8 protein-coding genes are annotated in these 7,695 nt (G+C 42.9%); 2 read left to right on the forward strand and 6 right to left on the reverse strand.

The features are described 5' to 3' along the window. Positions 1-137: 137 nt before the first annotated feature. The 4 genes from AMS66_RS13155 to AMS66_RS13170 all read right to left on the reverse strand — a co-directional run bounded on the left by AMS66_RS13155 (position 138) and on the right by AMS66_RS13170 (position 4,115). Positions 138-1,835, reverse strand: coding sequence for a peptide ABC transporter substrate-binding protein (locus AMS66_RS13155; RefSeq protein ID WP_053781233.1), 1,698 nt, complete (start codon positions 1,833-1,835; stop codon positions 138-140). A gap of 150 nt (positions 1,836-1,985) precedes the next feature. Beyond that, complete coding sequence (locus AMS66_RS13160; RefSeq protein WP_053781234.1) at positions 1,986-2,360, reverse strand: DUF3397 domain-containing protein; 375 nt, start codon at positions 2,358-2,360, stop codon at positions 1,986-1,988. 17 nt (positions 2,361-2,377) lie between these two features. Then, entirely contained in the window at positions 2,378-3,322 is a 945-nt protein-coding gene (locus AMS66_RS13165; protein ID WP_053781235.1) for a ketopantoate reductase family protein, read from the reverse strand. Between the two features lie 142 nt (positions 3,323-3,464). Then, positions 3,465-4,115: an RsfA family transcriptional regulator gene (locus AMS66_RS13170; RefSeq protein WP_053781236.1), complete on the reverse strand. Its 651-nt coding sequence runs from the start codon at positions 4,113-4,115 to the stop codon at positions 3,465-3,467. 314 nt (positions 4,116-4,429) lie between these two features. Between AMS66_RS13170 and AMS66_RS13175 the strand changes: the two genes are divergently transcribed. Together AMS66_RS13175 and AMS66_RS13180 are read left to right on the forward strand one after the other, a co-directional pair. Beyond that, positions 4,430-4,666: a DUF2626 domain-containing protein gene (locus AMS66_RS13175; protein ID WP_053781237.1), complete on the forward strand. Its 237-nt coding sequence runs from the start codon at positions 4,430-4,432 to the stop codon at positions 4,664-4,666. Between the two features lie 182 nt (positions 4,667-4,848). Continuing rightward, the gene (locus AMS66_RS13180) at positions 4,849-5,928 is read left to right on the forward strand and encodes a coiled-coil domain-containing protein (RefSeq protein WP_082350682.1); all 1,080 of its coding nucleotides are present in this window, start codon (positions 4,849-4,851) and stop codon (positions 5,926-5,928) included. Here the strand turns inward: AMS66_RS13180 and AMS66_RS13185 are convergent. Both AMS66_RS13185 and AMS66_RS33720 read right to left on the reverse strand, forming a co-directional pair. Next, complete coding sequence (locus tag AMS66_RS13185; protein ID WP_053781238.1) at positions 5,920-7,200, reverse strand: extracellular solute-binding protein; 1,281 nt, start codon at positions 7,198-7,200, stop codon at positions 5,920-5,922. The genes AMS66_RS13180 and AMS66_RS13185 overlap by 9 nt on opposite strands. A gap of 222 nt (positions 7,201-7,422) precedes the next feature. Then, positions 7,423-7,695, reverse strand: a 273-nt coding sequence (locus AMS66_RS33720; protein ID WP_236703375.1) for a PhoH family protein, incomplete at its 5' end; no start/stop codon positions are given.

Genomic DNA, 7,695 nt, shown 5'->3' on the forward strand with positions numbered 1-7,695 from the left:
AGACATGAATAATGTCCAATCCATTTATCGGAAATTTCAAGAATTATAAGGAAAATCGGTGCACATACAAAAAAATCGGGATATATATGAAATTCCACATATATATCCCGAAGTAATCATATAGACTTCAGAACAACTTATTTCTCTTCCAGATATGCACGAGTGAAGTCAATTGCTCCACTGAAATCAAGTTGTACGCCTTTCAGGTAAGGCTTAGTCAAAGATACGTTAGTGTAGTAATAGATCGGCAATACGCCCATTTCATCTTGAATCAGGATTTTCTCAGCGTCAGCAAATGCAGCCATACGTGCAGCTGGATCAGCCGATTTCACAGTTTCTTTAACATCTTTGTCATACTGTTCATTGCTGAATTTGGAATCATTGTTTGTGTTTCCAGTAGTCCACATTTCCAAGAAGTTGTACGGATCGTTGTAGTCAGCAGACCAGCCCGCACGAGCGACTTGGAAGTTTTGATTTTGACGGTTCTCAAGGAATACGCCCCACTCTTGGTTTTCCGCTTTCACGTCAACACCAAGGTTTTTCTTCCACATATCAGCAACAGCAAGAGCGATTTTCGCGTGACTGTCACTAGTGTTGTAGATCAAAGTTACTGCAGGCAATGTTGTGTAGCCTTCTTCTTTCATACCTTCAGCAAGCAATTTCTTAGCTTCTTCTACGTTTTCAGTGAAGAAGTCATCTTTGTGCTCATCACGGAATTCGCCGTTTTCACCACGGATACCCGGAGGTACAAAGCCGAAAGCTGGAATTTGTCCACCTTGTGTTACTTTGTCAACAATCAATTGACGCTCGATTGACATTGCAAAAGCCTTACGGATTTTAACGTTGTTAAATGGAGCTTCATTAACGTTGAACTGATAGTAGTACGTACTAGCAATACCAGTAGCTTTAAACTCGTCCGGCAATTCCGCTTTTATAGAAGGAATTTGGTCTGTTGGAATCTCACCATTTGGATTACCTGTGTAATCAAGTTGTCCAGACTTGTATGCTTGCAGTTCGGAAGCACTGCTGTTTGTCAAGGACATATTGATTTCAGACAATTTGATATCGGAAGCTGCATGGTAGCCTTCGTTTTTCTTCACGACGATTTTTTGACCTTTAGCATATTGGTCCATTGTGAATGCACCGTTAACGATCATGTTTTTGTAGTCTGTGAAGAATTTGTCATTCGTGTCAGCAGACTTGTGTACTGGGTAGTACGTGTAGAATGCTGTAAGACCCAAGAAGTAAGCTGTTGGGTTTTCCAACGTTACTTCCAACGTATGCTCATCAGTAGCTTTAACCCCTACTTGAGAGAAATCTGTGATTTTAGTACCTTTATATTTTTCGTCTTTGCTCAGGTTGTAACCCTCAGCACCTTTGATGTAGTACAGTTGGTAAGCATATGGAGAAGCTGTTTCCGGTTTCAACGCACGTTCCCAAGAACGTACAAAGTCTTCGGCAGTGATTGCATCACCGTTGCTCCATTTTGCATCCGGGTTCAGGTTGAAAACATATTTCAGACCATCTTCGGAGATTGTCCAGTCTTTAGCAACGCCTGGAGCTTCTTTACCATCAGCGCCGATACGCACAAGACCTTCATACAAGAATTTCAGAACAGTGTTGGTTTGGCTGTCTTTTGCTTGAGCCGGGTCCAACGTAGGAGGTTCAGCTGACAGGTTAATTTTCAGGACTTGATCTTTAGCAAGACCATTTCCTTCGGTTGCAGAACCATTATCGGTGTTACCTGTGCCTTCGTTTTTCGATCCGCACGCTGCAAGTACGGTACCGAACGCCAAAATCAGCGTCAAAAGGACTAATAGACTTTTCCTTTTCATCTAACACTTTCCCCCTAAATTGATGTGGTATATGTTTATAGATTATACAACCACCGGTCAAAAAAATCTACATTACTTTTTCAGAAAGTAATGTTTTTTTCAGTTTTCGACAAAATCGACACATTTTTTAGCCTTTTGCGTTATGTATCCTTACATCTGATTCATAAAGTATCTAAATAATCCAAATATAGTAAACAAAACATACCCAAAACTCATTATGACAAAAGCCATGCGCCAAACGGCCCGGAACATTCTACCCCCATCGACCTTACCTTTGAGACGATTTTGTGCCCCTCCGATGAATCCAAGCGCTATTAGTATGAGTATAAGTGTTAAATAAAATCCAAAGTTTGAATCAAATGTTAAGTTGAATAACGCCGATACCGAGAAAATAAGGAATAAGGTTGTCACATCCATTGCCGAGCGCAACGCCACACGCTTATCTTTCTTCCATCCATACATGATCCAATAAACAAGAAAGAACGGAAAGAAAGGCAGTATGCTCAGCACAATAAAAAATCCCATTAACTCACTCCTTCCGGTTACATACCTTCAATCAGATGAAGCAGTATTTCATGCATCGGAGCAGATAGGCCACACCGACACGCCATGCTTACGATTTGACCGTTAATGGATTGCACCTCCGTTGGTTGTCCATGCAGAACATCCGAAAGCATGGAAGATGTATTCGAGGCTGTAGAACGACAGACGGAGAGGATTTGTTCCCACACATCCACATCGAGAAGTATCCCGCTTGCTTTGTATACTGCCACTGCCTCATCGTACAGTTGTCGCATAAATGCGATTCGTTCTTCCTTTGTAATTAACTCACCATTAGGAACACGCCATATCGCGGTAAGAGGGTTAATGACAGCATTAATTAACAACTTCCTATAAATCAGCTTATCGATTTCATTCGACACTGTACAGCCAAATCCTGCCTGCTGCAAAAGTCCCTGTAAACGAATGAGTTCATTTGGTTCCATTGGCGTTAGAGATGAGTGACGTACATCTGCACTTTTGCCCAACCAGGTCTCTCCTATACCTGCACGTATGACCCCATCCTGCTGACGTTTCGCCCCTTCTGTGGTTATGACGCTGTATATATTGGAATGTGGCATATTGGATTGCATATGATCCAGATGACCAACCCCATTTTGAAAACATGCGATATTCATCACTCGCGTCTTCAATGAACCAATTTCACGTATAACCTCATGTATCGCAGTTTGCTTCACCATTAATAGTAACCAATCTCCAGGTGATTGTTCCCAGACTCTGGTTAACGCCGTAATCGGCTTGACCTGGATATGATCAGGCGTAATCTGGATGGTTATCTCCCGTTCAACGACCTTAAATCCTTCTACACTCAGTTTATTCGCCTGTTCAGCCGTTCTGGTCCAAAATCGAACCTCGTTGCCTGCGTCCTGAAGCTTTCCTCCATACAAAAGACCCAGTGACCCTGATCCTATAACGTCAATGATCATGCTGTATCCCTACCTCGCTCCAATAGTTGCTTTATCTATAATAGAACAAAAACAGCAAACAAAAAACCCATCATACCCGCCGTTGTATAACGGAGGTGTGACGGGCTCTAGTCTAATGCTGATCATTAAACACATTTTGCTTTTATTCAATGCGTTCCAGATTCCCGTTGGCGTCCATTTTGAATCTCGTTTTGAGTTCCTCTTCTTCTTCTGTCAGAAATGCGAGTCTGCGAGCACGATCCATAATCTGAATCAATGCCTTATAATCGTCGTTTACAACACGATAATCGGTCTGTACTTCATTTACTTCCTTAGACAGACGATCATTCTCGCAACGCAGTCCATGAAGTTCATCTTCTTTTTCGCGAAGCTCTTTCTCAAGCATCTTGAGCTGGCGACCGTTTTCCTGCACTGTTCCCTTCCATTGCCGCAAGAATCGTATCACTGCATCAATGGATAGAGAGTCTTCCGAAATCCCATCCGCTTTGTACAGATTTTCTTCTGTATCCAGTGTGGACAAAGCTGCTACCTGTGGTCCAAGCAAAGCCGGTTGTTTGCGGAGATAACTCCGTTTTTGTCGTTGAGCCTTAGCATTGCTAATAGCAGACTCATACTTCTTACGCACACAACTGTTCCAGCGAAAACCGCAAGCGGCAGAAGTTCTACCTATTTTTTCGCCAACCTCTTCAAAAGCGGCCAGTTGTGTACTTCCTTCCCGAATATGACGCAAAGTAACCTCAGCCAAAATCAAATCGTCCTCTGTACTCCAAGCATCCTGTCTCACTGCAGTCATGCTATAATACCCTCCTAACAACATCCTAAAATAACCGTCCCCATAACCGATTTCCCGGCATGTGAATTAGGTATAAAAGCTGCTTCATTCATTCTTATGCCTCTCATAGAGTTCATAGAATTGATTTCATACTAAAATGTATTTCCACATTTATGAGTGCTCATACGTTGCATATGCAAAACAAACCATACTTTAACCCTTTTCGGCTAAAAAAGAATTCGCTTTCATATCCAATTTTGTTTACACCTTTTTCCTTTCCCGGTATAATGTTGTGTAGACAATCTATGATCGTACATAGGAGAGGAGGACTTACCGTGGCGCGCATGTTTCGGGTACTCGGGTTCTTCACGCTAGCGATTGGCCTGATGGCTTTTGCGGGAGACCTGGTCGAGATGGCTTTGCTTTTTTTCCTGCAGACTGCGTTTTTTGTCATTTTGGGATATTTGAAATTTACCGAACGTACGTACATATTGCTCTTCTGGGGTTATATGATCGTGACCTTCACAGGGTTCAGCTACTGGACCGTATTCCAAATGGATTTGCCGCTCTAATCCGCCAGCAGCATCAAAGCAATCCGGCTACAGTCGGATTGCTTTTTTGTTGTTTCTCAGATTAAATGGCTATTCTTTGTGTTATGTAACCACTACGGATATTTCACGTATCTATTTCATATATTGTCTGGAAGAGATAAGCCTGTTCGCATCATATTTAGATATGGAAAGGAGAATGATGGGTGAAACGTCGATACGGCATTCCTGGCTTCATCGTATGTATTATATTTTTGATCCAGCTACCTTGGACCTATGCCTATGGAGAGCCCTCCTCTGAGGATACACGCGAAATACTGCAACAAAGCCTATCCATTGTCGAAATCGATCATGAAATCGAACGTATTGCAGAAAGACAAAACCAGCTGGACAAACAACGTCAGACGTTATCCATTCAGCTTCAGGAACAGGAAGAACAGATACATACTCAACAAGACCGTGCGGGTGCAGTTGTGAGATCCTACTATACCGGAGAGCGTGATAGTCTCTTGATGACGGTTCTGGGGGCAAGATCCATTAAAGACCTGTTCGTTCTATACGATTACTATCAGATTATTATTGGCAGGGATCAGGCTGTTCTGGACAAGTATCAGGATCGATATCGCGCCATGCAGCAAACGTCTGCCCAGATTAATCAAACCTCTGCAGAACTGTCTGAACTAAAAAACAATCTTCAAAATCAACGTGAACGTGTACTTGCCTTACAGAAAGAAGTGGACGGAAAAGTAGCTGCCAGCGGGGATGCTGCAGCCATGCAGAAATTGATGGATGAGTTAACCATCTATTGGGAGAACATCGGTATATACGAGGTCAAGCGATATTTCAAAGCATTGGCATCAGCCATGCAGAACCTGCCACAATTTATCCAGGAACAAAACGGAGGAATCTCCACTACCGGAACGACATACACGATTCGAATTGGACAAGATGAACTGAATACGTTTCTGCGTTCCCAAAATCCCATCTTCGAAGACTTCGCCTTTAAGTTTGAAAAAGATCGGATTACTGCCTCGGGACAGCGTGATCAGTTGCAATTAAGCATTGAAGGCCATTATACGGTCGAGAATGAACCTCAGAATTCGATTCGCTTTCATGTGGATAAACTTGTGTTTAATCAGTTAGAATTGCCTGATACCACACGTCGTATGCTGGAACGGGAATTCGATCTCGGATTTTACCCACAGAAAATTCTGTCGTTTGTTAAAGCCACTGAGGTATCCACAAGTGAAGGCATACTTGAAGTGAAGCTCGCTATTTCATTTTGATGCGCTCTGCAAGGCGATAATGCTTTTCACGTATTGATTAGCCGTGATCTCTCCCCCAAGAAGTTGTTGGACCTTCTTCTGAAAGGTAGCAGATTGTATAAGACTTTCAGTCATTAAAGACTGTGAAGATTCAGCTGGAAACCAGGATTTTATATCAGTCGTATCATATTTTGCTATTAGTTTCTGTGACTCAAGATCTAGTTCCTGCTGCTTTGCTGGTAAATAGTTAGCCTGTTGGTACCACTCCGATTGCACGGAAGAGGAAGTCATCCCTTCGATCCAGCGACTGGCCTCTTCTGCCTCAAGTGAGCCAGCTGCGATAACAAGGCTTCTTGATCCTAGAGGTTCCAACTTACTGAGGGCTATCCTCTCCATTGAACTCTGTTCGCCTGCCACGCCTTGATTTCCGCTTAACAAACGAGACAGTAACGTTACTACCATAGGAGCATCCGTCTGATCTTCAGAAGCTGAGAGCGTCGGATTTATTGATTCGACCGTAATATGCGGCTGGAGCTGATCCAGTAGTTGTATGACCTGTTGGTATGCCTCCGTTTGTGAAGAAGTTTGCGCTTTCTTAATTTTGTCGGGGGCCATGCCTGGTTCAAACTGATTCAACCATGCACTTACCGCGTGAAGGTCATTCAAGTTTATTCTAATTAAATCCGTTCTATCTTGCGCTGCCTGTTGTACAAGTTTAACCCACTGTTCCTTACTTTCAGGCAACCCCGCCAAACCGGCTTCGTCCAGGAATGGAGAGCGAGCTGCGATTACATACGGATCAAAATCAAACGGCATTCCCCATTGATATCCATTCCACTCTGTCATTTCCCGCAAGCCAACCACCGTTTCTCCTAATGACTTGGACAGCGTTGTACCGTTTAACGGGTACAGATGTCCTTTTTTGGCATGGTATTGAACTTCCGCGCTGTTCAGAAGAATAATATCTCCGCTCTCTCCTACCGAAAATTTATTATCAAGCACTCGCTTATATGTATCCGGCTCTAAATTACGCAGATTAATTTCAACATGTTGAGCATCTGCTACTTCATTAGCCATTCTTTTAAACGACTGAAAATCTGTCTCAGACATTGACACTACAATCTCTAACGGGGCATGATGGTCCTCATTGCGAGATGACGTGTTAGGAAATGCATCTTTTTCCTGGTCTCGTTCCTGATTAAGCTGTGAACCTCTAAAATCAAAGCTGGGAGATAGAATCGTTAACGAAAGCAGCAATACTGCGAACAAAACAACCTGATGTCCACGCTTCATTAATTTCTCCTCCTTGCTCCCTAATTTTTTCCTGCAACGTTCATTGTAACAAATAAGTAGTGCTCTTGTCCTATCCTGCCAAAAAACAGTTTTCCGATATTTTGCATACTTTGAGCATATCGAGTTCTGTGCAATATCCGATTTTTATTTTTTCAGCAAAAAAACCGGCTCTAAGAGCCGGTTCATTAGAAACATTTTCCGGGAAATAAACTACCCATAACCCTATAATAAATCCGCTGCAAGCTGAGCCAGCTTGGAACGTTCTCCTTTTTCCAACATAATATGTCCGCTGATCCCCTCTTGCTTGAATCGCTCCACAATGTACGTCAGACCATTACTTGCTGAATCTAGATAAGGGTGGTCAATTTGCTCAGGGTCACCCATCAAAATAATTTTACTGCCTTCGCCCACCCTCGATACAATGGTCTTCACTTCATGGCGGGACAGATTCTGCGCTTCATCGATGATAATGAACTGTCCTGGTATGGAACGCCC

Origin of the sequence: Paenibacillus xylanivorans (genome assembly GCF_001280595.1) — a bacterium.
GTDB lineage: Bacteria > Bacillota > Bacilli > Paenibacillales > Paenibacillaceae > Paenibacillus > Paenibacillus xylanivorans.